Source organism: Paraburkholderia sp. UCT31 (assembly GCF_014397655.1).
Taxonomy (GTDB): Bacteria; Pseudomonadota; Gammaproteobacteria; order Burkholderiales; family Burkholderiaceae; genus Paraburkholderia; species Paraburkholderia tuberum.
Window position 1 is genome coordinate 1 of the sequence record NZ_VZQP01000224.1, and the last position, 253, is coordinate 253.

1 protein-coding gene is annotated in these 253 nt (G+C 56.1%); it reads right to left on the reverse strand.

Going from position 1 to position 253, the window contains the following annotated elements:
• On the reverse strand, window positions 1–177 hold a 177-nt coding region (locus F6X40_RS41750; RefSeq protein WP_187631918.1), incomplete at its 3' end, for a phage integrase N-terminal SAM-like domain-containing protein.
• Window positions 178–253: the final 76 nt, after the last annotated feature.

Genomic DNA, 253 nt, shown 5'->3' on the forward strand with positions numbered 1-253 from the left:
CGTGCCATGATCGACCAGATGCAGCTGGTAGGTTCGCAGGTCCTCGACGGTGGCGGTATCAGGCGAGCGCCCGATGTATCGGGCGAACTCGCGTACGATGCGCACATAGTTGGCTTGCGTCTTCGGGTTGTGGCGCGACAATCTGGATGAGAGACGCGCGACAATCAGCTTGAGAATGTCGCGGCAGAAATATGATGCCGATGTTGATTGACGCTGGCAAGCGTTTATTGATTGACGCGCGGTTTTGATTGAC